Here is a 25,241-nt window from a genome sequence, read left to right on the forward strand (position 1 = left end):
TTTCGACGAGGGTTAATTGGCTAAGCTGACAAGTATTGGCGACGAAACGAAGATCGCACTCGATACACTGGCAGATCGTGCGACCGGGCTTTTGTCTCCATCATTGCGGCTCGGCGTGACTGGTTTGTCACGTGCCGGCAAGACGGTCTTCATCACAGCCCTCGTTCACAACATGTTGCATGGCGGCAGGCTTCCGATGTTTGAAGCCTATAAATCGGGCCGCATTTCACGCGCGCTGCTTGAGCCGCAGCCCGATGATGCAGTCCCCCGCTTTCAGTATGAAGAGCACCTGTCGGCGTTGATCGATGAGCGTATCTGGCCGGACTCCACTCGCGCCATCTCGCAATTGCGCCTGACAATCGAATATGAATCCGCTTCTGCCTGGGGACGTTGGCTGTCGCCCGGCAAGCTGTCGGTTGATATCGTCGACTATCCCGGAGAATGGTTGCTGGATCTGCCTTTGCTTGGCAAATCCTATGCCGAATTCAGTGCGGATTCTTTTGCTCTGGCCCATGAACCGACGCATAGGGATTTGGCTCAGGAGTGGATCGCCGAAGCTTCTCTCGTCACACCTTCCGAGAAAGCAGACGAACTGACCGCACAGCGACTGGCAAAGAGCTTCACGGCTTATTTGCGTGCAGGAAAAGCCGATGAACGCGCTTTATCGACCTTGCCGCCGGGACGCTTTCTAATGCCGGGCGACCTCGAAGGGTCACCGGCACTGACATTCGCCCCGCTTCCCGACCTGAAACCGGACGATCTGAAGGCTGGCTCTCTGGGCGCAATGATGGAACGGCGCTACGAAGCCTATAAAACCTATGTCATCAAGCCATTCTTTCGCGAACATATTGCGCGGCTCGACCGGCAAATCGTGCTTATCGATGCCATGCAGGCAATGAATGCAGGTGGCGCAGTCGTCGCTGATTTGGAACGGGCACTCACCGATATCCTGTCCTGCTTCCGGCCGGGACGCTCAAACCTGCTGACTGGCCTGATCCAGCGCCGGATCGGGCGCATTCTTGTTGCAGCAACGAAAGCCGATCATTTGCATCATGAAAGTCATGACCGTCTGCAAGCCATCGTGCGCCGTCTCGTGGAGCGGGCTATAGAGCGCGCCGATTTTTCCGGCGCCGATATTGATGTTCTCGCAATGGCTGCAGTTCGGGCCACCCGTGAGGCAACCGTGACACAAGGTAAGGAAACTCTGCCTGTCATCGTTGGTACACCGCTGAAAGGCGAAAGGATCGACGGTGAAGTGTTCGATGGTGAAACCGAAACAGCTATATTTCCCGGTGATTTACCGAAGAATCCCAATGCGATCTTTGAAAAGTCTTTTGCGCAGGGTGATCCGGCCATCCGTTTTGTCCGTTTTCGTCCGCCCCGGCTAGAGCGTACCGCTGAAGGCATAACGCTTTCCCTGCCCCATATAAGACTGGATCGCGCCTTGCAGTTTTTGATTGGGGATCGTCTCGCATGATAGAGAAGGCACCACGCAAACCAGCATCATTTACGGTGAACCAGCCCTCAACTCGTCCTGAAACAGCGGAGGAGGCGCCGCGCCGTCCTCGTGCAGTGCGGGACCTCGACGCCGTTATCTCCCAACCGGATGTCTTCGCATTGAGCGAAGACGAGGCGGCAGAACTGGAAATCCTTGATCCGTCGTTTGAAGCGCCTGAACGCAAGGGCTGGTCGCTTAGCAGAATACTTTTCGGTGCGCTCGGCATACTTGTTTCTTTCGCCGTTGGCATCTGGACCGAAGACCTTATCCGGGCGCTATTTTCCCGTGCGGATTGGCTAGGCTGGACCGCATTGGGTGTTGCTATAATTGCGCTTACCGCCTTTATCGCCATCGTCGTTCGCGAACTTGTCGCATTGCGTCGCCTCGCGTCCGTGCAGCACCTTCGCAAAGACGCCGCAGATGCAGCAGAACGCGATGATATGGCGGCAGCCAGAAAAGCAGTGGACGCGTTGCGCTCGATTGCGGCGGGCTTGCCCGAGACAGCGCGCGGGCGGCAGCTTTTGGACGGTTTGACAAATGATATTATTGATGGGCGGAATCTGATCCAGCTTGCCGAAACGGAAATCCTTCGTCCTCTTGACCGTGAAGCGCGCGTACTCATTTTGAATGCTTCAAAACGCGTTTCGATTGTCACAGCAATCAGCCCGCGCGCGCTCGTCGATATCGGCTATGTCATTTTTGAATCAGCGCGGCTGATCCGTCGGCTTTCACAACTTTACGGCGGCCGCCCCGGAACACTTGGCTTTCTGAAGCTTGCACGCCGGGTTATCGCTCATCTGGCCGTAACCGGAACACTAGCCATGGGGGACAGCGTGATCCAGCAGTTGGTAGGACACGGTCTTGCCTCCCGGCTGTCGGCCAAGCTCGGTGAAGGTGTGGTCAACGGGCTCATGACGGCACGCATCGGGATTGCGGCCATGGATGTGGTGCGTCCATTTCCATTCAATGCGGAAAAGCGCCCCGGAATCGGAGACTTTATCGGCGACCTTGCGAGGATAAGTGGTGAACGAACCGATAAAAAGCGTCCTGGAAAATAGCGGTTTATTTCCGAAGCATTAACCATTCGCGACGATTATAAGTAGATAGAAAGCTGCGCCAGAATCGAGCGATCCGGTGTATTGGCACACTCCCCTGAAACGTGCCCTTCCCTTTTGATCGACTTCTGGCAGCGTCGGATAATCCGACGGTTTGCGAGGCGCGACCAGCTTTTGGTCGTGACATGCTTAAAAACAACAATTAGGAATGACGTCCGATCAAGGTCGTGAATCCGGGACAGAGCTGAATATGAAGAATTGCATCGCCGCCTGCCTGACGCTGCTGCCCGTGTCATTTTCTGCCGCGCCGGTTCTGGCCGCTGACAAGGACAAGCAGTTCTTTCAAACGATCGAAGGCCAATGGTCAGGTCCAGGCGAAATCGTCGCCGGAAAGTACAAAGGCACGAAATTCGTCTGTAATCTCGCCGGATCAACACCGGAAGAAGATGTTGGCATGACGCTTGACGGTACCTGCCGCGTTGGCGTCTTTTCGCAGCCTATGAAGGCTACCGTAACGCGCGTCGGCTCCGCTTATTCAGGCAAGTTCAACGACGGCGCAGCGGGCAAAGGCCTTGACGTGACGTCAGGTTCCGTCAGTGGCAACAAGGTTGTTTTCGGCCTGAACCGCAAACAGTTGAACGGTGCCATGCTGGCCCGCGTTTCCGATCCGAACACGATGAATGTGACGGTTTCCGTTCGCGTCGACAAGGAACTGGTACCGGTCATAGGCATGAGCCTGAAGCGTGTGGATAATATCGCAGTCGGCAGCATCGCGAAGAACTGACAAAAGCTCTGGAGCAGTTCTCGTTAGACTGCGTCTTCGGAACTGCTCTACTCTCGCCACCAGCTCGCATCCGTGCGGGCTTTTTCTATTCCGACTTGTTCTATCCCGGTATTCCAGTCCGCGATCGTCTTGCCTGCAATTTTGAGAGATGGCGCAATATCGTTCAAGGGCACGAGAACGAAAGCCCGCTCATGCATGCGGGGATGCGGAAGCTGGAGAGCTGTATCATTCATGACGACGGCTTTTCCCACCTCGTCCTGCATCGCCAGTAAATCGATATCGATGATACGCGGACCCCATCGCTCGATCCTCACGCGCTTCAATGAGCGCTCCACATCGAGACAGGTCGCAATCAGCTCTAATGGCTGCAACGTGGTTTCGATTTCTGCACATGCGTTGTGAAACCACGCCTGATCTGTCTTGCCCCATGGGGGCGTGCGATAGACAGCCGAGACAGCCACGATATTTGTGTCGGCCCTTTCGTCCAATAAGCGTAACGCTTTGCCCATAGACGCAACGGGATCATCGATATTTCCGCCAAGCCCCAGCCAGGCGCGATAATGGCTGCCTGCTTTCACTGCGGATAAACCACGGTCACTTCAACATGGTCCAGCACACCCGGAACAGGTGCGTTCGGCTTGCGGACCGTAATTTCTGCGCGCTTTACCTGCGGAAACCGGGCGGTCAGTGCCTTCGCCACGTCGAGAGCCAGCGTTTCGATCAGATAGCGCTGACGACCGGTGATGATGTCTTCAATGACAGCAAAGGCGATACCGTAATGCACAGTACCGTCGATATCATCATTCTCCAGCGCATTGCCCGGATCGACATCAAGAATAGCATCAACGTAGAAACGCTGACCGAGCTTGTGCTCTTCATCGAAAACGCCGTGGTGCGCGAAGAATGCGCAATTCATCATTCGGATCGTGTACACGGCTTTACTTTCTATTTTCACTGCGTCTGAATTGCAGGATATCATCTGCAACGGCAAGTGCATCTCTATTAAAAGCGACATTGTGAACACGGAAGATGTCGGCACCTGCCAAACGCAGTGCGACAGACGTTGCCGCAGTTCCTATGTCGCGGTCGAGCGGATTGTCCCTGCCCGTCATGCCGCCGATAAAACGTTTCCGCGACGTGCCGACGAGTAACGGGAATCCAAACTTCTGCAATTCATCTGCTCTGGCCAAAAGTGCAACATCCTCATCCTTATTCTTGCCGAAGCCAAAACCGGGATCGAGCACGATGCGGGATTCTTCAATGCCAGCCTTTATCGCTATATCCAGCGAAACATTCAGGAACGAGAACTGATCTTCGATGACATCGGCGAGAACGGGTCGATCCCTGCTGGTATGCATGATGACCAGTCCTGCGCCGGCTGTTTTGGCAATATCGGCGATTTCAGGCTCTCGTTGCAGCCCCCAGACATCATTGACGATATGAGCTCCGGCTTTGACCGCAGCCTGCGCAGTTACAGCACGGTAAGTGTCTATGGAGATGATGCAATCGTATTTCTTTACCAATGTTTCGATAACAGGAACAACGCGTTTGATTTCCGTTTCGGAGTCGATCGCAGCAGCTCCGGGGCGGGTCGATTCTCCGCCAACATCGATGATCGTCGCTCCATCGGCGAGCATTTGACCGGCTACTTCTATTGCCTTTTCCAGCTCATTGTGGTGGCCGCCGTCGGAAAAAGAGTCTGGCGTGATATTCAATATGCCCATGATCACGGACTTTTCCCCCAGGCGAAGGCTTCTTCCATGAGCAACGTGCCATTCTTTCGTCATAGCGAAATGTTCCTGTGCCATTTCCTGGGGGCATTTCCCTAGGCCATTTCATTGTGGCGAGGTTGCAACCAACCTCGCCTGAAGTCATTTTGTGAAGGGCGTTATAGTTCTCTTGACGATTGCATGCCATGCTCGCGGCAATAAAAAGCGAATTTCTTACTGGTTTTAGAAAGAGGTGCCAGGACATGAATTTGAGGAAGAAGGTTCTGGCTCTCAGTGCAGTTCTTGCCATCGTAGCTCCGCAAGCGGAAGCCGCCGCGATCTTTCGAGAATTCAACTATTATACCGTAAGTGGCAAAACGGCAGCAGACCTCGACAGGGCTCTTTCCCGTAATGGGCCCTTCCTCAAGAAGACTGGCCAGCACCACCCCGGCGCCGCCGAAATCCGTTTCGATGCCAAGGTACGTTATGGCCGCGCGCCTGGAAAAGCCTGCAAAGTGCAGGACGTTTACGTGAACGTTCACGCAAAGGTTTCCTTGCCTCGCTGGAAACAGCGCCGCAAGGCAACGCCGGAACTGGCGTTGATCTGGGATACGTTGTTGCAGGACATTCGCCGTCACGAAGAAAGCCACATCGTGATTGCGCGCAGCTTTGCAAGCCAGATGGAACGGGAAATACGTGGACTGCGCACCCGCACAGATTGTTCTGTGCTTCGCACTGACATCGACAAAGTCACTGCACGCCTTATGGAAGCGCATGACAAGGAACAGCAAAGGTTTGACCGGGTTGAGACGATCAATTTCGAAAACCGCTTTGCGCGCTTGCTGACCTATCGCATGGAACGCGCCCAGCAGGCTTCCAAATGAAGCAACGAGACTAGTGGTCTGATTCCGACATTTGCTCGGCGCTCATATCCGAGGGATGCAAATGTCGGAATCAGACCACTAGTGCAATTCTCGGCGTATAGCCTGCGTCATCAATGCGGCTTCATGAAACCCTGACAGAATGAGTTTCAGCTTGCCCGGATAGTGGCAGGCATCGCCGATAGCATAGACTTTCGGACTTGAAGTTCTGAAGGTCTCGGGGCTCACAGCCAGCATGTTACCCGTCTTAATGAAAGAAAGCTCGGCCAGCGAGTCTGGACGGATGACCTGTCCGTCTCCGTTGAACGCACCAAGACCGGATGCAATCACCACTGCGCGCGCTTTAAGCTTGTCACTGTTACGAATGCCAACGGCCACGCCGTCGTCATCGACTGCGATACTGGCCGCTATCTTGTTGAAATGAAAAACGGGATTATACGGCTCAATCTGCCTGAGAAGCCGTTCTACGAGTTCTCCGCCCATGATTTCGGGAAAACCGGGCACGTCGTAAATCGGCTTGTCGGCATAGAGCGCCGTACATTGGCCACCAGGCCGATCACTGGCATCAATGAGATGGCACCTGAACCCGAACAGCCCAAGCTGAAAAACGGAGAAAAGTGCGACAGGCCCGCAGCCGACAATGACAATATCATTATGCGGTTCTACGCCCATCGCATCACCATTTCTTCAACAATTTAGTTCTGGCGCTCAGGCACCTGCACGACGAGGCCTTCAAGGTCATCCGACACGCGGATCTGGCATGAAAGGCGCGAGGTAGGGCGAACTTCATAGGCGAAGTCCAGCATATCCTCTTCCATCGCGTCGGGGCCACCGACAGTGTCGCTCCAGTCTTCATCAACATAGACATGGCAGGTTGCGCAAGCGCAGGCACCGCCGCATTCCGCATCGATGCCCGGAATGCCATTGCGAATGGCTGCTTCCATCACACTTGACCCGTTATCGGCTTCGACCTCGGTCCGTGTCGCGCCATCAGCTGATACGAATACGATCTTCGTCATTTTCATTCCTTGAAACACGCAAATTCCGCGCGATCTTCATCTTTGGCGTTCGTCGCCGTCCCGGCTGAAAAACGCAAATAAACTCGGAATGGCAGATACGGCGTTCTGCAAATAGTTTCAACCTTGACCGCACCCAAGCAGGCAACTGCGCCAATATGCCGTGCATCAGTTGAGAGTTTGGGGCCCTGCCAAACCTGACAGTTGCGCCCGAAATCGGAAAACCCTTCCTTGTCGTCTGCGGAAAGTGCATCATATGATGTGATTGAGGGAGAATGAGGAATGACGGAAAGAATCCCGCGCCCAGCTCATACAACTAGTAAATGATAATTATGACTCCGGACACTCTATACGAGCGTTTTTGTTAATAAACTCGTAGAGTATTGTCGGATGATGGAAACAGCCTCGACCGATTTCCACAACTTGCTGGTAAATGTGGAAAGCCCGGAAATGTCGAATTTTCATGAATTGAGCCGCCTTCCGTTAACCTTGTATTTAAAGTTTTAGGTATCGGCAGAAGTCGCCTATTTCCTTAACAAGCCCGAGCCGATACGATGCAAAATGGCGGAGAAAGTTTTGTAACGGCCTTTTTATGGTCCGGCCGTCGCAGTAATGAGTACGAGGTAGGCAAACAATGGCTTCCAAATCCAAGGCACAGAAGCTCGACCTTGAGGTTGAAAAGGCACTGGAACAGGCACTCGATATCGATTTCGGTGACGATCTTGATATCGATATGGACTTGAGTGCATTCGATGATGGCTTCTCAGTCGACGATCTGGAAGAGCAGATTTCGCGTGCTGCTGAAGAGCTGGTTGCCGAACAGAAGACCAAAACAGTCGAACCGGCTGCCGTCTCCCCTGTTGAAACTGCTGCGAAAGTAGCCACCATCACCACTGCTTCAGTGATTGCAACGCCTGCAGCGCCTCCGGTCCCGCCGGTCGTAAAAGCTGCCGGGCCAGTTTCGCAAGCTACAGTCAGCGTTCAGCACAAGCCTGCCAACACATCGAAGGTCGCAACGCCTGCACCCGAACCAGTTGTTAGCAAGCCTGTTGCCGCTGCAACTGTTGCGACCGCCGCCAACGCTGCATCCCCTACCTTCACGCCGGCAAATGATGATTCCCGCAGTGAAAAAGCGATCATCGCCGCTCCGCGCCGCGCGACCGAAAACTCCTCGAAGCTGTTCTGGACCACAACTGCAATCAGCGTGCTGTGGGCCGCTGGCGGCGTTGCACTGAGCAAAGCCATCAATCCCGATGTCTTCTCGACCTTGCAGGCCACCAAGGACTTCTTCACTTCACCTGCCGGTCTCGGCGTCGTCGCAGGCATTGCACTGCCAGTCGCAATGTTCTGGGGTTTCGCGCAGCTCGTGAAGCGTGCGCAGGAAATGCATACGGCAGCACGCAGCATGTCGGAAGCTGCCATGCGGCTGCTCCAGCCGGAAGCTGTATCCGGTGATCGTGTTTCAACCCTTGGACAGGCTGTGCGCCGCGAAGTCGCCGCCATGAACGAAGGCATCGAACGCACTTTGGCGCGGGCCGTCGAGCTGGAAACGCTGGTTCAGTCGGAAGTCAATCAGCTTGAACGCGCCTATAGCGACAATGAAGTTCGTATCCGTTCGCTCGTCAGCGATCTCGGCAACGAACGCGAAGCTGTTGTCAGCCATGCCGAGCGTGTGCGTTCATCGATCTCTGGAGCGCATGAACAGCTTAAGGAAGAACTTTCGAGTGCTTCCAACATCATCCGCGACAACGTTCTCTCTGCATCTCAGCAGTTGAGCACCCTGCTCAGCGAATCTGGTGAGCGCCTGATCGGCAGCATTAATGATAGCGGCGGCGCTATTGCCGAAGCCATTGAAAGCCGTACGGGCGACATCGGTTCACGCATCACGACTTCGGGCGAAGCCTTCGCAAACCTGCTCGATACGCGCATTGCGACGCTCGATGAACAGTCGCGCACTGTATCGGACCGCCTGACGGAAGCTCTGGACGAACGCACAACCGGCATTGCCAATCTGCTGGGCGGCGCAACACAGTCCATGGTCAGTGAATTCGACACGCGTCTTGCCAACCTCGAAAGCACCCTTTCCGAGCGTGGCCGGTCGCTTCTATCCGAGTTCGAAGCGCGCGCGCATGCCCTCGACAGCAGCACTGAAAAGCTCAATGCAGCTCTCGAAACCCGTTCGCGCCAGATCAACGAAAACCTCATCGCTCGTACTCGTGAAATCGCGGAAACCTTCTCCAGCGGTCGTACGTCTCTGAGCACGATGATTGACGAAACCAAGACGAAGATCGGCGAAGATCTGACCTCTATCGGTGAAAGCGTTGGCAATATTCTCGGCGAAAAGGCCAATGCCTTTGCAGGCAAGCTTGCTGAAAGCCGCGACGTACTTGCTGCGTCACTGGAAGGCGAAACGGAACGCGTTTCCTCTGTCATCCGCGGCCATGCCGATACGCTTGCTGCACGCACGAGCGACATCGAAAATGCGGTCAATGCCAGTGCATCTGCCCTCAACTCGGTTGCCGACAATCATGCGGCAATTCTGGAAGAGCGGACCAACGCACTGCGCCAGACGATGGAAAGCCACTCAGCATTGCTCGATACGAGCTTTGCAGACCACGCCCGCTCTCTGGAAGAACGTGCAACCACGCTTCACGGCGTCATCGCTGGCAATCAGGCCATGCTTGCTCAACTGATGGATGAGCGCACTGCTGCAATGCGCGATAACTTCAATGAAAACCGTGAAGTTCTTGCCCGTACGTTCGATGAACGCGTGAATGCGCTGCAGGCGCTTATCGCTGATAACCAGGACACGCTCGCACGTATTCTCGACGAACGCGCAAGCAGCATGAATGAATCCATTGGTGCTGGTCGCGATGCATTCGTCGCCGCCCTTGGCGAACACGTCCGTCAGGTCGAAGAGCGTACAAGTGGCCTCCACACTGTCCTGAACGATCACAACAATGCCCTCTCCGGCATTCTGGACGGACACGAACGCACTATTGAAACCCGTGCTGCCGAAATTCGTTCGACGTTGAGCGACAGCACAGCATCACTGAGCCAGACGTTGCAGGATCACAGCGACATTCTGGAACAGCGCACAACCAACCTGCATAATGCAATCACCGACAGCAGCTCGACCATCAGCCGCGCGTTCGAAGGCCAGACCGGCATTATCGAAGAACGCACGCAGACGATGGAAAAGGCCCTCACCATCGGCGTCGACAATGTTCGTCGTGCACTTGAACAGAGCGCTGGCATCGTCGCTGGAACGCTGCGCGAGAAGATTGGCGAAGCCGCCAGCACGCTTTCGGCTGAAGCAGCCAAGGCTGGTGAAGCTCTGGACGGTTTCGGCGAAGCATTCAGTGCCCGCCTGATCGACAACCTGTCTGGTACCGAAGCTCGTCTCGGCGACCGCGCCGATGCGATTGCCGGTCGTCTTGGCGAGATCGAAAGCCGTCTCACCGGCGAACTTGGCTCGATTGAAGCCCGAATCGCGAACACGGCAAGTAGAACGAGTGAAACACTTGCTGGCCATAGCGAAGCCTTTGCTGCGAGCGTTGCCGACAATCTGGCTGGTACCGAAACCCGCCTCAATGAGCGCGCCAGCGCCATCGCCAGCGGTCTTGAAGCAATCGAAAGCCGCCTCACCGGCGAACTTAGCTCGATTGAAGCCCGGATCGCAGATACGGCATCCAAGACGAGCGAAACGCTTGCAGGTCATAGCGAGTCGTTCTCGGCCAGCGTTGCCGACAATCTCGCTGGTACCGAAACGCGTCTTGCAGAACGCGCTGATGCGATTGCAACGCGTCTGGGTGATATCGGTTCACGCATCACGATGGAACTCGGTTCTGTCGAGGCACGTATTGCACAGGTAACCGACACCACAGCCGTTACGCTGGAAGAGCGCACTCGCGAACTCAATGCCGTTCTCGCCGCCCGCTCGCAGGAAATCACCAAGATTCTCAACGATACGGCAGAACCGCTTGTACAGCGGCTGGCTGATAGCGGTCGTGGACTGGCACAGCAGCTTGAAGAAGCAACCCACGCTGCTACTGACAGACTTCGTTCGGAAAATGCCGCTCTGGTCAATGCACTTGCAAGCCGCACGGCAGAAACAATTGCCGCTGTTCAGCAGGCCAAGACCGGGCTCTCCGACAATGTTAGCGAGCTGATCGACCGCCTTGCTGCGTCGAACGGCGAACTGGGCAAGCTGATCGATGCCGCAACGCGCAATCTCACGGATATCGATGGTCGTCTCGTAGACACGACTTCCAGCTTCGTTGAGAACACCAATCGTGCGGCGCAGATGTTCCAGGCTTCCACCGGTCTGATCGACAACAATATCGGTACTTTGCGCGCACTCTCCGACAGTACGCTGTCGCAGATCGCAGACATTGCCGACCGCTTCGAAGAGCACGGAAAGGTTCTCTCCTCGGCTTCCGACATGATCAATACTGCCCAGAACGGCCTCGTCAGCACGCTTGAAGATCGCCATCAGGCGCTCGACAAACTGGCATCGGGCCTGGTCGAGAAGTCGGAAGGCGTCGAAAAGCTGATGCAGTCCTTCGAGGAGCTGGTGACTTCTGCTTTCCAGCGCGCCGAAGGCCAGACCCGTTCGTCTGCCGAGAAGATGCGCGAAAGCGTTTCGGAAATCGTCGAGCAGGCTGCACAGAAATTCTCCGCGGCAACAGACGATATCCGCCGTACCGCAAGCGAAATCCGCAACGAGCTCAACACGACCCGTGGCGAGTTGAAGCGCGGTGTTCTCGATATGCCTGCAGAAGCCAAAGAAACCACGTCTGCAATGCGCAAGGCCGTGAGCGAACAGATCAACGCGCTCAAGGAACTGGCTGAGATCGTCAACAAGTCCGGTCGTCTGGTGGATGTTGGCGAAAGCCGTGCAGATCGTCCGGTTTCGCGTCCGGCGCCGGTCGCACCTCGCCCGGCTCCAGTTCAGGCACCGGTGGCCCAGACAGATGTTGTAATACGTCAGCGCGCCTACGATGCGCCAAAGGCTCAACCTGCTCCGGCAGCCACGCAGCCGGAAAAACCGCGCGGATGGGTGTCCGATCTCCTTGCCCGCGCCTCCCGCGAGGAGGAAGAAGCAGCCCAGCCAAAGGCTCAGCCGACCGCGACGCCTCGTTCACCGAGCCACGTTGTTGAATCACTGAATTCGCTTTCGGTGGATATTGCTCGCGCTATCGACCACGAAGCTTCGGTGGAGCTTTGGGACCGTTACCGTCGCGGTGAACGGAATGTCTTTACCCGTCGTCTCTACACGCTGAAGGGTCAGCAGACCTTTGATGATATTAAGCGCAAGTATCAGACGGATGGTGAATTCCGCCGCGCTGTCGACCGCTATATGGACGACTTCCAGCGTCTGCTTGAAGATGTAGCCCGCAATGACCGTGATAACATGGTAACGCGGACTTATCTGACGTCAGATACGGGCAAGGTCTACACCATGCTTGCTCACGCAAGCGGTCGCCTTCGCTAAGACTATAATTCAAAAAACGCGGCCTGAGGGCCGCGTTTTTGTTCGTCCGGCAGAGATTACAACGGTTGGTTCCGTTCAAGAAAAAAGGTCGACGCAACACGCCGACCTTTTTTGTTGTTTTATCTTTGTCTCGGTTTAAAGCGCTGTCACTGTCCAGCTTACGATCTCGCTTGCAGTCCGCTCAAAAGCTGCATCGAGCGCTTTCACGTAGGCTGCATTCGTTGTCCCGTTTACCTGGATAGCCGTACGGAACACACGGGTTGCACGGACTTCACCATTCTTGTCGTTCATCAGCTTTACGGCCAGTTCAACCACGGCGAGCTTAGGCGACGCGTAAGCCTGAATTCCGAACATACGCAAATCGGTCAGTATCTGATAATTGATCGCCAGCCCATCTCCCGGACGACCAATTCCGCCAAACACGCCAGTATTTTCATAAGCCTGAACCAGACGTGACTGCACGATGTTCGTCAGCCTGTCGCCCCATTGGGCGCCCTTTAGATATTCAATGGAGCCAGGTGCGGAGCTGACGACAATATTCTCGCTATCGAGCGCCTTGAGAGCCGTTGGCGTCGGAACCAGCAACTGTGTGCTCTTACGGCTTGGCGAAGATATGCCAGGTTGCGGTGCCGACAGATTGAATGTGTCAAGCGGTGTTGTCGTCCCGCAGCCAGCAAGGAGCAGGCCAATAAGAACCGGAACTGTGCGACGAGCGGCGCGAGGTGATCTCATTTCAATATGACTGACTCTGGAAATCAATGGCGTGTCCTCCCGTCATATTTCGGTACATTCCCCTGACCGCCGAAGATCAGGCGCTGGGGATTGCGCTCAAGATCAGTAATTGCCTGTTCTATGCGCTGTATGGAACGACGGCTGTCCACGACGACGGATTGCACATCACGCAGCCCCTGTCCTGAAAAACGCTGGAGATTATCCGCAATCGGCCCCAACCGCTTGTCGAGATTGTCTGACGTTTGACGGATAGATTCTAGTGTTGCCTTCGCTTGTGCAACAACGCCATCCTTGTCGTCACTCGACAGAAGCTTGTCAGTCTTCGCCAGAATGTCATCCACACGCACGGAAGCAGCGTTCAAACGCGCCATCATATCCTTGGCGTCAGTGACGATCTGGTTGATGTTTCCGGTGTTCTCGCCAAGTTCTTCTATAATGTTGGCGTTCTTCGCCAGCGCGTCCGTGAAAGTCTTCGTGTTGTTGATTGTATCTGTCAGTGGTCCACGAGCATCCTTCACAAAGCCTTCCAGCTGACCGAGCACTGAATTTGCACGTGCGGCGATATCCTGCGCAGTAGCAAGGAGATTGTTGACGGCAGATGGATCGGCATCGATACGGGCAACCGTATCCTCCTTTGCGGCCTCGGTCAGAAGATTGGGTTCATCGAGGCGCCCACCCTTCAGTTCAATATAAGCCTGCCCCGTCAGCCCCTGAAAACCGAGAGTTGCTGCGGTTGAGCGGGTAATAGGCGTCGTCGCGTTGACGCGCGTTTTGACGATCACCATTTCCGGATTGGTCTCATCAAGATGCAGCGCCCGAACATCGCCAACCTTGATACCGTTAAACAGGACCTGACTTCCGATCGAGAGGCCGGTAACAGAACCCGGGATGCGAACATCGAGCTCCAGAGAATCGCGTGCTTCCCCGAAACGGGCGATCCAGAACACGAATGCGAAAGCCAACAGGCTGACGATCAGCGTAAACACACCCACCAGTACGTAATTGGCTTTAGTTTCCATATCTTATCCAGTCTGCAAGCGGCTGCCGGGCCGCCGTCTCGTTGGCGCTGATGGATCGATCTGGCGCGCACGCTTGCCCCGAAAATAGGATTTAACCCACGGATCGTCCACCGTCAGCATGTCTTCAATGGTGCCGCTGACGAGTACTTTCTTGTTTCCAAGAACGGCAATCCGGTCGCAAATTGCAAAAAGACTATCGAGATCATGGGTGACCATATAGACGGTCAGGCCCATCGTATCCCGCAGATTGGCAATCAGATCGTCAAACTCTGCAGCACCGATGGGATCGAGACCCGATGTCGGCTCATCCAGAAACAGAATATCTGGATCCAGGGCCAGCGCACGCGCAAGCGCGGCACGCTTGATCATGCCGCCGGACAATTCAGACGGAAATTTTTCTGCCGTGTCAGGCTTCAAACCGACAAGATCGATTTTAAGTCGCGCCAGCTCGTCCATCAGCTTCGGGGACAGATCGAGATATTCACGCATCGGAACCTGAATGTTTTCGAGAACATTCAATGCCGAGAATAATGCGCCGTGCTGGAACAGGACGCCCATACGCATGTCGATGGACATTTTTTCCAGTTCATTCAGCTGATCGATGTTGCGGCCGAGAATCTCGATCTCACCCGACTGTTTCTTGTTGAGACCGAGAATGGTCCGCATCAAAACGGATTTGCCCGATCCGGAAGGACCGATGAAGCCAAGAACCTCGCCCTGGTAAATCTCAAGCGACAGCTTGTCGAGCACTGTCTGTCGCCCGAACGAAACCGTCACGTCGCGCACCGAGATCATCGGCACGGCCGTCTGGCGATTGTCTTCGTCCTGCGGTTGCGACCGGTGGTCGATGCCGTTCTCCATAACCATTCTTTAACCGAGCTTGGCTTCGGACTGAACCGTTGAACATGATTGAAGGGTCAATTTTCTGTGCAACTGTGTCTCAAAGAACCCATTAAAAACAAAGAACATAAGTCGTTTCTAAAAATTAATTGCCGCATAGAACATCGCGAACATACCATCCACGACAATAACGACAAAAATGGCTTTAACAACAGAAGCCGTGACGCGGCGACCAAGCGATTCTGCACTGCCACCGACCTTCATGCCTTCTACTGAAGCGAGAATACCAATGATCATTGCCATGAACGGAGCTTTGATAAGTCCCGCAAAATAAGTGTTCAAAGCGACTGCATCGTGCAAACGGCTGATGAAAGCATCAGGTGAAATATTGGAATAGAACCATGCGACGCCGCCTGCCCCGATCAGCGCAGCCAGGTCGGAAATGATGGTGAGCAATGGCAGGACTATGACTAGTGCTACAAGACGGGGAAAAACCAGAACACCTACCGGATTGAGGCCGATAACCGTTAGAGCATCCGTTTCCTCACGCATTTTCATGGAGCCGATTTCGGCTGTGATCGCGCTACCTGAACGGCCGGCAATCATGATCGCTGTCAGTAGCACTCCGAGTTCGCGCAACACCAAAATACCGACCAGATCGACAACAAAGATTTCCGCACCGAAATAGCGCAACTGAAATGCACCCTGTTGGGCGATGATCGCGCCAACGATTGTCGACATCAGAATGATGATGGGAATCGCGCCGACGCCCATACGGTCCATCTGTGTAACGATGGCGGCAATGGGGATCCCGCTTCCGCGTCCGTATTTCAGCTGAGCTCCGCGGATGGTGGCACCCAGGATATGCATGGCCATCTTGAAGTCGTTACCCATCGAGATAACGCCACCGCCAAGCGCGGCCAAAAACGAAATGAAAAAGAAAGGCTTTTTCTGACGTGGAATATCCAGAGTGCGCTCTACAGCCTGCCCCACTTCCTCCATTAGAGGAAGCCAGGATTGACGCACCCCCTCAAGCTGCGCTTCCGCGTTCTTTGCAACTAGACGCTGCCGCAAGCGTTCAATTAGCCAAGCACCTGCTGTATCTAGACCGGTTATGGCAGAAACATCGATGATTGTTGCTTTGTGCTCGTCCGTTCTCTCAAGGTCGCGCATTTTGTCGTCAACAAGATTGACGCTCTGCGACACCCAACGACCGCTTAACCGGATATGGCGCGCACCGTCTTGCTCCGCCCAATCAATCTTTGGCGCAGGATTGTCGGTAACTCTTGCTTTGTCGGCAGTGTCGGTCAACATGGCCTACCTCATATACGAGTCGTTGAACGACCGAAATACTGGGTCCCAGAGGGCATCTATATGCACAATACCTTGAATATCATCATCGAACGCTATCCCATCGCCGGAAAATTCACAATCTCCAGAGGCTCCAAGACGGAAGCCGCTGTTGTTGTGTGCGTGATTGGCAACGGTCTCCATCAAGGGCGCGGCGAATGCGTTCCATATGCACGCTACGGCGAAAGCATTGAAAGCGTGAGTACCCAGATTGAAGCTGCTCGCTCTGCCATCGAAGCTGGTGCCACGCGGCAGGATATCCAGACTTTGATGCCAGCTGGCGCTGCTCGCAACGCGATTGATTGTGCTTTTTGGGATCTGGAAGCAAAGACGTCGGGCAGAAGCGTTGCTGAAATGCTCGGTATACCAACCCGTCCGCTTGAAACCGCTATCACCGTTTCGCTCGGCACGGCTACCGAAATGGCGGAATCGGCAGCGAAGGTCGCTCACTATCCACTCATCAAGGTCAAGATGGGCGGTGAAAACGATATTGAAAAAATCCACGCAGTCACCAGGGCAGCTCCGAATAGCCGCATCATCATCGATGCAAACGAAGGCTGGACGGCAGACAATATAGCAGAGAACATGCGTGCGGCAGCTGACGCAGGCGTGGTATTTATCGAACAACCGCTGCCGTCAGACAACGATCATATTCTCAGAAAAATTGAGCGTCCCGTCACCATTTGCGCCGACGAAAGCGTTCATACGGCGGTTGGCCTGGAGGAACTTGCCAGGCGTTATGACGCCATCAATGTAAAGCTTGATAAGGCTGGCGGGCTGACCGAGGGACTTGTCATGCGAGACAAAGCAATTAATCTCGGTCTTCAAATCATGGTCGGCTGTATGGTCGGCACGTCGCTCGGCATGGCACCTGCAGTTCTGCTTGCTCAGAAAGCTAATGTGGTTGACCTTGATGGCCCTTTGCTGCTCGCCCATGATCGCGAGCCAGGACTGCGCTATGACGGCGCAATGGTTTATCCACCGGAAGCCGCAGTCTGGGGCTGACCTGTACGCCGAAAGCCCTCGCTCGCAGTTTCGTGGATTGGAGCGAGAGCATCCTCAAAAATATCAGCACAAGCATCCCAGGTGAATTTTTTGAGAACTTGCCCGGGTTCAAATGGCTCCATTTGCAGAGCGGCAAGACATGCCTCCCCGAGATTTTCGGAGAGAACACCCGCACCGGTTGCGCCAACAACATCCCGCGATCCTGGGACCGGGTACGCCGCAACCGGTAAACCGGAGGCTATCGCTTCAAGCAAAACGAGACCAAAGGTGTCAGTACGGCTCGGGAAAACAAACACATCAGCCGCAGCATACGTTTTGGCCAACGCCTCGCCTTCACGTTTCCCAACAAACACTGCCTCTGGAAACCGCATCTGCAAGTCTTTGAGGGAGGGACCATCTCCGACGATCAGCTTTGTGCCGGGAAGATCAAGTTCCAAAAATGCCGGTAGGTTCTTTTCTGCGGCAACACGTCCGACGCAGATGAATACTGGTCGGGGCATATCCTTGGTTACCTCGGGTCGAGGATAAAATAATGTACGATCAACACCTCTTGTCCAGAGGTCCAGCCGTATAAAGCCTCGCGCTTTGAGATCATCGAGAATAGATTGGGTTGGTACCAGCGTGTGCTGAGCAGCATTATGAAAACGCTGCAAAAATGCATAGGTCCAGTGTGGCGGGATGGGAAAACGTTCTTCCAGATACTCTGGAAACCGCGTGTGAAAGCTTGTCGTGAAAGACCAATCCATTTTCAGGCAGGCACGTCGTGCCATGAACCCCAGCGGCCCCTCAGTTGCGATGTGCACAAAATCCGGGCTCAAAGTTGTCAAGCGCCGTCTTAAGGCACCTGGCGTCGTCAACGCGAGGCGGATCTCTGGATAAGTGGGACATGGAACCGATCTATAATCGAGCGGCGATATGACTGTGACGTCGTATCCGCGCTCAATCATCAGATCACGACATTTGGTCAGCGTGCGTACGACGCCGTTGACTTGAGGATGCCAAGCGTCGGTGACGATGACGATTTTCTTCATTAGCGGAAGGCCGCCAGTTCACGAGCTGGGCGGGGAAGCTGGATCACTCTGCCCTCGTCAGGCTCTTCGCCATCGGAGTTGACACTCCCTGTTGTCGAGCGGCGATCACGGCGTTCGGTCCACTTGATAAGTTCCATCCGACCATCGAAATGTTCGATCACGGCCGTACAGCTTTCCACCCAGTCGCCAGTATTGATGTACTCGACGCCATTCATACTTTCGATTGTAGCGTGATGGATATGGCCGCAGATTACACCATTGACCCCGATACGTTGAGCTTCTTCCGAAACCACATTTTCAAACTGACCGATGAAATTAACTGCTTTTTTGACGCGGAATTTTGCCCAAGCCGAAAATGACCAGTAGCGTAGACCGAACAGCGAGCGCACACGGCTCATAACCGTATTTATCCAGATCGCCGTATCGTAGGCCCAATCGCCCAGATAAGCGATAAAGCGTGCATTGCGCACCACCACGTCAAACTGATCGCCATGAATAACGAGAAACTTGCGGCCATCTGCTGTTTCGTGGATAGCCCGGTTCATGACTTCGATGCCGCCGAAGTGCGTCCCTTGGAAATTTCGCAGGAACTCGTCGTGATTACCCGCGATGTAGATGATATTGGCGCCCTTTCGGCTTTTGCGGAGCAGTTTCTGGACTACGTCATTGTGTTCTTGAGGCCAATGCCAGTTGCGCCGCAGACGCCAGCCATCGACAATATCCCCTACGAGATAAATCGTCTCAGCTTCATGATAACGGAGAAAATCCAAAAGTAATTCGGCCTGTGCGGCCTTGGAACCAAGATGGACATCCGAGATAAACAGGGTTCGGAGTTTTCTGGGTTGTGGAGCGTCCGTGCTCATTGGGTTGTCCCCTTCAATGGCAACCTGATCTGAGCGCAGAAAACCCGATTCATGTCACAGGGTTATGACGGTCTGTTTTGAGGCGCAGAGAGCAATGTCCGCGCCTCTCCGTGTTGTAAGCGCTAGGCAACGAGCCCTATAAGTGGACCAACATAACGTGACTGCGGGCGAATGAGCTTGTTGGCTGCCACCTGTTCACGACAATGAGCCACCCAGCCCATGGTTCTTCCCATGGCGAAAACACAGGTGAAAGCTTCGCGTGGGAAACCTAGCCGTTCAAGCAACAGAGCGGTATAAAACTCGACATTGGTTTCGAGAGAACGATCTGGCTTATGGCGTTTGAGAACCGCAATGGCGGCCTTTTCCACAGCTTCGGCCAGTTCTACGCGATGTTTTCCGCGCTCGTGTCCAACAATTTCCATGCGTTTCAATGCCCCCTTCAAAGCATCGGCGCGAGGATCGCGTACACGATAAACCCGGTGACCGAACCCCATCAATCGTTCTCCATTCGCGACAGCGGTTTCGAGCCATCGTTCGGCGTTGTCGGGACTCCCGATCGCGTCCAGCATATCGAGTACAGGTCCCGGAGCACCGCCGTGCAGCGGCCCTTTTAAGGCGCTGAGCGCAGCAAGCAGCGAAGATGTCAAACCGGCACGCGTCGATGCTACGACGCGTGCGGCAAAAGTTGATGCGTTCAATCCGTGGTCGGAAACCGTCATGAGATAAGTGTCTAGCGCGGCAACTTCTGCTTCATGGGGCATTCCAGCATTCATCATGCGGAGGATATCTGCGCTATGCGGAAGTGTCGGATCAGGACGAACAGGACGTCGTCCCTTGTGTGCACGCAGAATAGCAGTCGTGAAAACTGCCGGCGCAGCCATCAGATATAAGGCCGCAGTCAGATCGTCCACATCAGGAATGCGAGCCATCAATGCGCGGAGCGTTTCAACAGGTGATAGTTCCATCAACGTATCATCAAGCGCGTCCGTATGATTAAACATCTGCAAGCGCGCCTCACCGAGAGCTTTCTGTAATTCTGCACCTTGGGGTAGATTTTCGAAAAAACCATCCCACAAAAGCTCGATTCCGTCTTCAACGCTGCTTTGCGGAACCAGATCGTCCAGCGACCGACCGCGAATAACCAGCCGGCCTGCAAGCCCATCAACATCAGACAGCACGGTTTCAGCAGCAATCACATCTTCAAGTCCGCTATTCATGATCGTTCTCCTTGTTTGCCTTTCGACATTGAATCCAAGTATAGTTGACGTCAATCTTGATGAAATAGATCAATGTAGGGGGCAATATTGGACTGGCTAACAGCGGAAGAGGCCCTTGCCGTTCTTCAGACGAAGCCTCAGACCCTTTACGCGAATGTGAGCCGCGGCCGCATTCTGTCGAAGCCATTGCCTGATGATCCTAGACGCAGTCTCTATCGATCAGAGGATGTTCATCGTCTGGCTGGCAGACGCCCCGGTCGCAAGAGAGATAGTGTCGTTGCAGCCGACACTATTCGTTGGGGACTGCCAATCATGCGCTCGGGCATTTCAACCATCACGGATGGTCGGCTTCTCTATCGTGGGTTTGACGCTGCCGAACTATCTGAAACCGCTACATTGGAAGAAGTGGCGGCATTACTATGGCAGATGGATTTCGACAACATAACTAGCGGTGACAATGAAACGAATTTGGATGGCCACCAAATCGGCAGTACACCACTAGAACGGTTGTTTGCTGTTTTTGGCCTTCGCGCTGCAAATGATCTGCCGAGTTCAGGACGTTCAGCAGCAATTCTGCAGCAGGAAGCTTTCGATTTGCTGCGGCTGTTCCACAATACCGTTCTTGGTGTTTCTGCATCCAGTATGCCAATGCATGAGCGCATTGCGCTGGCCTGGAAAAAGCCGCAGGCAAGCGATGTTATCCGACGCATTCTTGTGCTTCTGGCGGATCATGAACTCAATGCGTCGGCATTCGCCACCCGCGTTGCCGCTTCAACAGGTGCGCCGCTTTCGGCGACAGTTCTCGCAGGATTATCAACATTGATCGGCCCTCGGCATGGCCGTGCCGCAGCCGCAGCGGCTGCGATAGTTATAAAGACCCGGCAGATCGGATCGGAAGCGGCGATCAAAGACAAACTCAGACAAGGCACGCAATTCCACTTCTTCGGTCATCCGCTCTATCGCGAAATGGGGGATGCTCGCGCCTCCGCATTGCTTGAACATCTGGAGCTACCTGCACCCTACCGCGATCTGGAACAAAGCGCAGCGAACATTCTTGGTGAGAAGCCGAATGTCGACTTCGCGCTTGCAGCCGCAACAGAAGTCTACGATCTGCCACCGGACGCGCCACTGCTTCTGTTTGCGCTTGCGCGTATCGTCGGCTGGCTGGCCCATGCCTTGGAACAGGTGGATAGCGGATCGCTGATACGACCAAGAGCGGAATTTACTCCGCCTCTTGAATAGAGAAGTTCACTAAATCTTGTTCGCAAGGCCAGTATTTTCCGCCTGTAAAAGGTGGACATATGCACCCATGAACCAGAATCCGGTTGATCGGACCGCTTGCTTGGTGGCATGTCTCTAAAACTTGAACAAAATGCGAGGATCGAGCTGTGGACTTGGGCCTGAAGGGTCGAAAAGCAATTGTGTGCGCTTCGAGCAAGGGGCTTGGACGGGCCTGCGCAGAGGCGCTTGCCGAAGCTGGATGTGATCTCGTTCTTAACGGACGAAATAAAGAAACCCTCACTACAACAGCGGAGAGAATTCGCCATATGTTTGGCGTGAAGGTTGAGGCGGTTGCTGCGGACGTATCTACTGCTGAAGGACAGGCGGAACTGCTTTCCGCCTGCCCTGCACCAGACATTCTCGTCAACAACAATGGTGGTCCGGCTTTCAAGGATTTCCGTCTTCTTGATCGCGACGCCATCCTTCAAGGTGTGACGCAAAATATGGTTACGCCCATAGAGCTGATCAAAGCGGTTATCAATGGGATGGTCGAGCGTCGTTTTGGCCGCATCGTCAACATCACATCGACATCCGTATACGCTCCTATTCCCGGACTGGATCTCTCATCGGGAGCCCGTGCTGGCTTGACGGCATTTCTTGCTGGTGTTGCCCGCACGGTCGCTGCCTCGAATGTGACGATCAACAATATCCTTCCTGGCGCCTTCGATACGGATCGTCTGCGCGGTGGTTTTGCATTCTCGGCCCAGAAAAATGGTACGACACCGGAGGCAGAGGCTGCGAAGCGGGCATCGGCGATTCCCGCAGGAAGAATCGGTCAGCCAAAAGAATTCGGTCAGGCCTGCGCTTTCCTTTGCTCGGAACATTCCGGGTTCATTACCGGGCAGAATCTCGTTATCGATGGCGGCGCGTATCAAAGTGCGTTTTAACAGCATCAAACGATAGATCTGCAAATTTGGAAAAACTCATTCTCGAAAACGGGCCTACTGAGATTTGAGCTAATGGACTAATAACAATAATGGCCCAGTGTGCGGAAGTCGTGTGCGGAACTTGTAAGCAAATACCACACCCGCCGAGTGCAAACGAGCTTTTGCCCTGCACAAAAGATTTTGGAAAGCGATGCGACCATGACCAAGAAAACACCTTCCACTTCCCGTTCGGATTTTGATGAAGCAGCTCTGTTCTTCCATCGTTATCCGAAGCCCGGGAAGCTGGAAATTCAGGCGACGAAGCCGCTTGGCAACCAGCGCGATCTGGCGCTGGCTTATTCGCCCGGCGTAGCCGCTCCCTGCCTCGCAATCCACGAAGATCCGGCAACTGCTGCTGAATACACTGCCCGCGGCAATCTCGTTGCTGTCGTATCAAACGGCACCGCGGTTCTTGGCCTTGGCAACATTGGCGCTCTCGCTTCCAAACCGGTGATGGAAGGCAAAGCCGTTCTCTTCAAGAAATTTGCTGACATCGACGTATTTGACATCGAAATCGATGCTCACGAAATCGATCGCATTGTTGACGTTGTGGCTGCTTTGGAGCCAACTTTCGGTGGGATCAATCTGGAGGATATCAAAGCGCCTGAGTGCTTCGAGGTTGAAGAACAGCTTCGCGCAAAGATGAACATTCCAGTCTTTCATGATGACCAACACGGCACGGCGATCATCGTCGCATCGGCGGTCTTGAATGGTCTCGAACTTGCCGGCAAGAAAATCAACGACGCCAAGATTGTTACGTCAGGCGCCGGCGCTGCGGCCCTTGCGTGTCTCAACCTTCTCGTCAATCTCGGCGCGAAGCGCGAAAACATCTGGGTCTGCGATCTTGAAGGCGTTGTCTACGAAGGCCGCAATACGTTGATGGATCGCTGGAAGGAAGTCTACGCACAGAAGACCGACGCGCGCGTTCTGGCCGATGTCATTGGCGGCGCTGACGTTTTCCTCGGTCTTTCGGCTGCCGGTGTGTTGAAGCCTGAACTTCTGAAGCAGATGGCTGAGAATCCGCTTATCATGGCGCTCGCCAATCCGAAGCCGGAAATCATGCCGGAAGAGGCTCGTGCGGCCCGCGCCGATGCCATGATTTGCACCGGACGTTCGGATTATCCGAACCAGGTCAACAACGTTCTCTGCTTCCCGTATATCTTCCGCGGCGCCCTCGATGTTGGTGCGACTGCAATTAACGAAGAGATGAAGCTGGCGGCTGTTCGCGCCATTGCTGCACTAGCCCGTGAGGAGCCATCTGACGTTGCAGCGCGCGCTTATTCCGGCGACACGCCAACTTTCGGGCCAGACTATATCATCCCATCGCCGTTTGATCAGCGCCTGATTCTCCGTATAGCCCCGGCAGTGGCCAAGGCGGCCATGGATACAGGCGTGGCCACACGTCCGATCGAAGACATGGAAGCCTATCTTGATCGTCTGAACCGCTTCGTCTTTCGCTCGGGCCTCATCATGAAGCCGGTTTTTGCCGCAGCCCGTGCGCAGGAAAAGCCGAAGCGTATTATTTATGCTGACGGTGAAGATGAACGCGTGCTCCGTGCTGCGCAGGTCGTGATCGAAGAGCGCATTGCGGCTCCGATTCTCGTTGGACGCCCGCAGGTCATTGAAACCCGGCTGCGTCGCTACGGCCTCAAGATTCGTCCGGGAACGGATTTTGAACTCATCAATCCTGAAGACGACCCGCGCTATCGCGATTATGTCGACCTGTACCTCTCATATACTGGCAGACAGGGCGTAACGCCGGAGGCGGCACGCACCATCGTCCGCACGAATTCCACTGCGATTGCAGCTCTTGCCGTTATGCGCGACGAGGCGGACGCCATGATCTGTGGTCTTGAAGGTCGCTTCGAACGCCATCTGCGTGTCGTGCGCCAGATTATCGGCAAGGTTCCCGGTATCCGTGACTATTCCGCTTTGAGCCTGCTCATTTCGCAACGTGGCGCCCTCTTCCTCACAGACACTTATGTAAACGTTGAACCGAGCGCAAACGAAGTGGCTGAAATGGCAATTCTCGCTGCAAAGGAAATCAGCCGCTTCGGCATCGAGCCAAAGGCAGCTTTGGTATCGCATTCGAATTTTGGGTCGAAAGAATCTGCTAGCGCAGAAAAGATGCGTGAAGCTGCGGCAATTCTCGCAGAAAAAGCGCCGGAACTCGAATCCGATGGTGAAATGCATGGTGATTCCGCTCTCTCGCAGGCGCTGCGTGATCGCGTGTTCCCGAATTCGCGATTGAAGGGCGAAGCCAATCTTCTTGTTTTCCCGAACCTTGATGCGGCAAACATCACGCTGAACGTGGTCAAGATGGTTACGGACGCCCTGCATGTGGGCCCAATTTTGCTTGGCGCGGCACGCCCCGCACACATTCTGACCCCTTCGGTCACTTCGCGTGGCGTCGTCAATATGACTGCGCTGGCGGTGGTAGAGGCCTTGCAGAAATCAGGCGAAACACTTCGGAAGAAAAGGTAACCTCAAATAAATTAAGTTAGTAATACCTAATATAAAATTCTTTCGGCGAGTAT

At 54.5% G+C, this 25,241-nt stretch carries 21 protein-coding genes; 9 read left to right on the forward strand and 12 right to left on the reverse strand.

Going from position 1 to position 25,241, the window contains the following annotated elements; all coding sequences use genetic code 11:
* Positions 1-16 precede the first annotated feature (16 nt).
* From MKS82_RS03695 to MKS82_RS03705, 3 genes are all read left to right on the forward strand, one after another.
* Positions 17-1,477, forward strand: a complete 1,461-nt coding sequence (locus MKS82_RS03695) for a YcjX family protein (RefSeq protein ID WP_240578368.1) — start codon at positions 17-19, stop codon at positions 1,475-1,477.
* Positions 1,474-2,556, forward strand: a complete 1,083-nt coding sequence (locus MKS82_RS03700) for a YcjF family protein (protein ID WP_109988156.1) — start codon at positions 1,474-1,476, stop codon at positions 2,554-2,556. Before MKS82_RS03695 ends, MKS82_RS03700 begins: the two co-directional genes overlap by 4 nt.
* Positions 2,557-2,803: 247 nt before the next feature.
* Entirely contained in the window at positions 2,804-3,337 is a 534-nt protein-coding gene (locus MKS82_RS03705) for a hypothetical protein (RefSeq protein ID WP_109988223.1), read from the forward strand.
* A 47-nt stretch (positions 3,338-3,384) separates the two neighbouring features.
* Here the strand turns inward: MKS82_RS03705 and folK are convergent, their stop codons facing one another.
* The 3 genes from folK to folP all read right to left on the reverse strand — a co-directional run bounded on the left by folK (position 3,385) and on the right by folP (position 5,124).
* On the reverse strand, positions 3,385-3,846 hold the full coding sequence (folK, locus tag MKS82_RS03710; protein ID WP_240578650.1) for a 2-amino-4-hydroxy-6-hydroxymethyldihydropteridine diphosphokinase: 462 nt from the start codon (positions 3,844-3,846) through the stop codon (positions 3,385-3,387).
* Positions 3,847-3,911: 65 nt separating this feature from the next.
* On the reverse strand, positions 3,912-4,271 hold the full coding sequence (gene folB / locus MKS82_RS03715) for a dihydroneopterin aldolase (RefSeq protein WP_061346273.1): 360 nt from the start codon (positions 4,269-4,271) through the stop codon (positions 3,912-3,914).
* A 4-nt stretch (positions 4,272-4,275) separates the two neighbouring features.
* Positions 4,276-5,124 (reverse strand): dihydropteroate synthase, encoded by an 849-nt coding sequence (gene folP, locus MKS82_RS03720; protein WP_109988224.1) that lies wholly within the window; start codon positions 5,122-5,124, stop codon positions 4,276-4,278.
* Positions 5,125-5,309: 185 nt separating this feature from the next.
* Between folP and MKS82_RS03725 the strand changes: the two genes are divergently transcribed.
* Positions 5,310-5,930, forward strand: coding sequence for a DUF922 domain-containing Zn-dependent protease (locus MKS82_RS03725; protein WP_109988158.1), 621 nt, complete (start codon positions 5,310-5,312; stop codon positions 5,928-5,930).
* Positions 5,931-6,008: 78 nt separating this feature from the next.
* On the opposite strand, the gene MKS82_RS03730 is transcribed toward MKS82_RS03725, so the two are convergent.
* Together MKS82_RS03730 and MKS82_RS03735 are read right to left on the reverse strand one after the other, a co-directional pair.
* Positions 6,009-6,599 (reverse strand): FAD-dependent oxidoreductase, encoded by a 591-nt coding sequence (locus MKS82_RS03730; protein WP_109988159.1) that lies wholly within the window; start codon positions 6,597-6,599, stop codon positions 6,009-6,011.
* Positions 6,600-6,622: 23 nt separating this feature from the next.
* Complete coding sequence (locus MKS82_RS03735; RefSeq protein ID WP_061346270.1) at positions 6,623-6,946, reverse strand: 2Fe-2S iron-sulfur cluster-binding protein; 324 nt, start codon at positions 6,944-6,946, stop codon at positions 6,623-6,625.
* Between the two features lie 1,498 nt (positions 6,947-8,444).
* Here MKS82_RS03735 and MKS82_RS03740 point away from each other — a divergent pair.
* Positions 8,445-12,440 (forward strand): apolipoprotein A-IV repeat region-like domain-containing protein, encoded by a 3,996-nt coding sequence (locus MKS82_RS03740; RefSeq protein WP_445558066.1) that lies wholly within the window; start codon positions 8,445-8,447, stop codon positions 12,438-12,440.
* Between the two features lie 135 nt (positions 12,441-12,575).
* On the opposite strand, the gene MKS82_RS03745 is transcribed toward MKS82_RS03740, so the two are convergent.
* The 4 genes from MKS82_RS03745 to MKS82_RS03760 all read right to left on the reverse strand — a co-directional run bounded on the left by MKS82_RS03745 (position 12,576) and on the right by MKS82_RS03760 (position 16,345).
* Positions 12,576-13,172 carry an ABC-type transport auxiliary lipoprotein family protein gene (locus MKS82_RS03745; RefSeq protein ID WP_419190841.1) on the reverse strand — a complete coding sequence of 199 codons (597 nt, stop codon included), beginning with the start codon at positions 13,170-13,172 and terminating at the stop codon, positions 12,576-12,578.
* Positions 13,173-13,195: 23 nt separating this feature from the next.
* On the reverse strand, positions 13,196-14,191 hold the full coding sequence (locus tag MKS82_RS03750; protein WP_109988162.1) for an MlaD family protein: 996 nt from the start codon (positions 14,189-14,191) through the stop codon (positions 13,196-13,198).
* A 3-nt stretch (positions 14,192-14,194) separates the two neighbouring features.
* Positions 14,195-15,058 (reverse strand): ABC transporter ATP-binding protein, encoded by an 864-nt coding sequence (locus tag MKS82_RS03755; RefSeq protein WP_109988163.1) that lies wholly within the window; start codon positions 15,056-15,058, stop codon positions 14,195-14,197.
* Between the two features lie 111 nt (positions 15,059-15,169).
* Positions 15,170-16,345 carry an ABC transporter permease gene (locus MKS82_RS03760; RefSeq protein WP_109988164.1) on the reverse strand — a complete coding sequence of 392 codons (1,176 nt, stop codon included), beginning with the start codon at positions 16,343-16,345 and terminating at the stop codon, positions 15,170-15,172.
* 60 nt (positions 16,346-16,405) lie between these two features.
* Between MKS82_RS03760 and dgcA the strand changes: the two genes are divergently transcribed.
* On the forward strand, positions 16,406-17,386 hold the full coding sequence (gene dgcA, locus MKS82_RS03765; RefSeq protein WP_109988165.1) for an N-acetyl-D-Glu racemase DgcA: 981 nt from the start codon (positions 16,406-16,408) through the stop codon (positions 17,384-17,386).
* On the opposite strand, the gene MKS82_RS03770 is transcribed toward dgcA, so the two are convergent.
* From MKS82_RS03770 to MKS82_RS03780, 3 genes are all read right to left on the reverse strand, one after another.
* Complete coding sequence (locus MKS82_RS03770; RefSeq protein ID WP_109988166.1) at positions 17,356-18,417, reverse strand: glycosyltransferase family 4 protein; 1,062 nt, start codon at positions 18,415-18,417, stop codon at positions 17,356-17,358. The genes dgcA and MKS82_RS03770 overlap by 31 nt on opposite strands.
* Entirely contained in the window at positions 18,417-19,280 is an 864-nt protein-coding gene (locus MKS82_RS03775; RefSeq protein ID WP_109988167.1) for a UDP-2,3-diacylglucosamine diphosphatase, read from the reverse strand. Before MKS82_RS03775 ends, MKS82_RS03770 begins: the two co-directional genes overlap by 1 nt.
* Before the next feature lie 122 nt (positions 19,281-19,402).
* Positions 19,403-20,497 (reverse strand): citrate synthase/methylcitrate synthase, encoded by a 1,095-nt coding sequence (locus tag MKS82_RS03780; protein WP_109988168.1) that lies wholly within the window; start codon positions 20,495-20,497, stop codon positions 19,403-19,405.
* 87 nt (positions 20,498-20,584) lie between these two features.
* Between MKS82_RS03780 and MKS82_RS03785 the strand changes: the two genes are divergently transcribed.
* The 3 genes from MKS82_RS03785 (at position 20,585) to MKS82_RS03795 (ending at position 25,188) form a co-directional block, all read left to right on the forward strand.
* Positions 20,585-21,739: a citrate synthase gene (locus tag MKS82_RS03785; RefSeq protein WP_109988169.1), complete on the forward strand. Its 1,155-nt coding sequence runs from the start codon at positions 20,585-20,587 to the stop codon at positions 21,737-21,739.
* Positions 21,740-21,885: 146 nt separating this feature from the next.
* Positions 21,886-22,665: an SDR family oxidoreductase gene (locus MKS82_RS03790; protein WP_109988170.1), complete on the forward strand. Its 780-nt coding sequence runs from the start codon at positions 21,886-21,888 to the stop codon at positions 22,663-22,665.
* Positions 22,666-22,863: 198 nt separating this feature from the next.
* Positions 22,864-25,188: an NADP-dependent malic enzyme gene (locus tag MKS82_RS03795; RefSeq protein ID WP_109988171.1), complete on the forward strand. Its 2,325-nt coding sequence runs from the start codon at positions 22,864-22,866 to the stop codon at positions 25,186-25,188.
* Positions 25,189-25,241 lie beyond the last annotated feature (53 nt).

Source organism: Ochrobactrum sp. A-1 (assembly GCF_022488005.1).
Classification (GTDB): domain Bacteria; phylum Pseudomonadota; class Alphaproteobacteria; order Rhizobiales; family Rhizobiaceae; genus Brucella.

Bases quoted from the DNA above. Each gene is read 5' to 3' on its own strand.
- MKS82_RS03700 (WP_109988156.1), top strand. From the start codon at position 1,474: ATGATAGAGAAGGCACCACGCAAACCAGCATCATTTACGGTGAACCAG.
- MKS82_RS03705 (WP_109988223.1), top strand. From the start codon at position 2,804: ATGAAGAATTGCATCGCCGCCTGCCTGACGCTGCTGCCCGTGTCATTT.
- folK (WP_240578650.1), bottom strand. From the start codon at position 3,846: ATGGGCAAAGCGTTACGCTTATTGGACGAAAGGGCCGACACAAATATC.
- folP (WP_109988224.1), bottom strand. From the start codon at position 5,124: ATGACGAAAGAATGGCACGTTGCTCATGGAAGAAGCCTTCGCCTGGGG.
- MKS82_RS03725 (WP_109988158.1), top strand. From the start codon at position 5,310: ATGAATTTGAGGAAGAAGGTTCTGGCTCTCAGTGCAGTTCTTGCCATC.
- MKS82_RS03730 (WP_109988159.1), bottom strand. From the start codon at position 6,599: ATGGGCGTAGAACCGCATAATGATATTGTCATTGTCGGCTGCGGGCCT.
- MKS82_RS03735 (WP_061346270.1), bottom strand. From the start codon at position 6,946: ATGACGAAGATCGTATTCGTATCAGCTGATGGCGCGACACGGACCGAG.
- MKS82_RS03740 (WP_445558066.1), top strand. From the start codon at position 8,445: ATGAACGAAGGCATCGAACGCACTTTGGCGCGGGCCGTCGAGCTGGAA.
- MKS82_RS03745 (WP_419190841.1), bottom strand. From the start codon at position 13,172: ATGAGATCACCTCGCGCCGCTCGTCGCACAGTTCCGGTTCTTATTGGC.
- MKS82_RS03750 (WP_109988162.1), bottom strand. From the start codon at position 14,191: ATGGAAACTAAAGCCAATTACGTACTGGTGGGTGTGTTTACGCTGATC.
- MKS82_RS03755 (WP_109988163.1), bottom strand. From the start codon at position 15,058: ATGGTTATGGAGAACGGCATCGACCACCGGTCGCAACCGCAGGACGAA.
- MKS82_RS03760 (WP_109988164.1), bottom strand. From the start codon at position 16,345: ATGTTGACCGACACTGCCGACAAAGCAAGAGTTACCGACAATCCTGCG.
- dgcA (WP_109988165.1), top strand. From the start codon at position 16,406: ATGCACAATACCTTGAATATCATCATCGAACGCTATCCCATCGCCGGA.
- MKS82_RS03770 (WP_109988166.1), bottom strand. From the start codon at position 18,417: ATGAAGAAAATCGTCATCGTCACCGACGCTTGGCATCCTCAAGTCAAC.
- MKS82_RS03775 (WP_109988167.1), bottom strand. From the start codon at position 19,280: ATGAGCACGGACGCTCCACAACCCAGAAAACTCCGAACCCTGTTTATC.
- MKS82_RS03780 (WP_109988168.1), bottom strand. From the start codon at position 20,497: ATGAATAGCGGACTTGAAGATGTGATTGCTGCTGAAACCGTGCTGTCT.
- MKS82_RS03795 (WP_109988171.1), top strand. From the start codon at position 22,864: ATGACCAAGAAAACACCTTCCACTTCCCGTTCGGATTTTGATGAAGCA.